General features: G+C 47.8%; 2 protein-coding genes. Both read left to right on the forward strand.

Annotated elements, in window-relative coordinates; all coding sequences use genetic code 11:
- Positions 1 to 413 precede the first annotated feature (413 nt).
- Positions 414 to 638 carry a hypothetical protein gene (locus RZA33_RS19265; protein ID WP_317509340.1) on the forward strand — a complete coding sequence of 75 codons (225 nt, stop codon included), beginning with the start codon at positions 414 to 416 and terminating at the stop codon, positions 636 to 638.
- Positions 628 to 1,014: a type II toxin-antitoxin system VapC family toxin gene (locus RZA33_RS19270; RefSeq protein ID WP_317509341.1), complete on the forward strand. Its 387-nt coding sequence runs from the start codon at positions 628 to 630 to the stop codon at positions 1,012 to 1,014. The genes RZA33_RS19265 and RZA33_RS19270 overlap by 11 nt, the downstream gene beginning before the upstream one ends.
- Positions 1,015 to 1,318 lie beyond the last annotated feature (304 nt).

Consider the following 1,318-nt stretch of genomic DNA (forward strand, 5'->3'; position numbering starts at 1 on the left):
GGTCGGCAAGAGGGACAATTAGAAGCCAAACGCTCAACGGCCCGCAATCTACTAGCCTTCGGCGTGCTCAGCAAAGAGCAAATTGCTGAAGCCACAGGATTAACGGTAGAAGATATTGCCCAATTATGGGAAGAAGACAAGTACTGACATCGTCAGACGAAGTCTGGTTCCCACAACACCCGGTGCCTGCACCCAGCCCCTGTAGGAGCCCGACTTGTCGGGCGATCAGGCCGTCTGCCAGCGTTCACTCTCGGTGTCTCGATTCTCCCTGAATGGGTGCTAAGGTGGGAGCGTTAAGCGAAATATGTAACTATTACCTTATGATACGTGATGCCATATATTGGCTGATTATGGGCTTGGCATTATCGCTGGTCGATAAAAGGGCGTATGAGTAACTGGTGGGGAGAGATGCTATGTATGCAATTGAATTCGAAGCAGATATTAAAAACGGCGTGGTGACAATCCCGCCCGAATACAACGAACTTCAAAACCATCACGCGCATATTGTGGTGATGGTGAAAGACAGCCCCATTAAGGAGCTACCCGCATCAACATTAGATTTTAGTGATACCCAGATCAGCGCGTTCAAAGAACAGGATGCCGTTGAGCTTCAAAGGGAATTGCGGGATGACTGGTAAATATCTGCTTGATACTAATGCTATTATCTACGCGATTAATCGAAAACTAAAATTACCAGCTAACCAATATGCCGTCTCCGTCATCACGGAGATGGAGCTGCTTTCATGGCCTTCCCTAACCAGAGAAGATGAAGCAAAGCTGCAGGAGTCGCTTCAAAAGCTGACTGTGATACAGCTAGAAAGGTCAATTCAGAAGACAGCAATCAAAATACGCAGAACATCGTCTTTAAAGCTCCCCGATAGTATTATTTCAGCGACTGCGCTAATTGGTAACTTTGTTTTGGTAACTGACGATCAAAAACTTGCAGACCGACATATCGGAACTTCAATTGCACTAAATGACCTGATGACAAATATGACTCCAAAGCAGCGTTGAAAGATGGGCACCCAACCCCGTAGATACCTCTCGATACCAACTGCAAGGGGCTTTATGTCCCTTGCGGCCGATATTCGCTTTGTGACTTCAACACCCCGAAAGCGATATGTACCAATTTGCGCATAGCCGGCCCCAACGCCGACAACGCTGGTTTGCCACGAGCTTTAAGTCGTGAAAATTGCTCGCTAATATCAGTATTGCACCGGGTCGATACAACGGCGGCCATATAAAGCCTCCGAGCAAACAGCGCTTCGTAGAGCATTTGTGGTATGGATACGCCGAGTACTACTACCTAACCGGGCTC

Source organism: Halovibrio sp. HP20-59 (assembly GCF_033052795.2).
In the GTDB taxonomy this organism is placed as follows: Bacteria; Pseudomonadota; Gammaproteobacteria; order Pseudomonadales; family Halomonadaceae; genus Vreelandella.

Excerpts from the sequence above, each read along its gene's own strand:
- RZA33_RS19265 (WP_317509340.1), top strand. The coding sequence starts at position 414 with ATGTATGCAATTGAATTCGAAGCAGATATTAAAAACGGCGTGGTGACA.
- RZA33_RS19270 (WP_317509341.1), top strand. The coding sequence starts at position 628 with ATGACTGGTAAATATCTGCTTGATACTAATGCTATTATCTACGCGATT.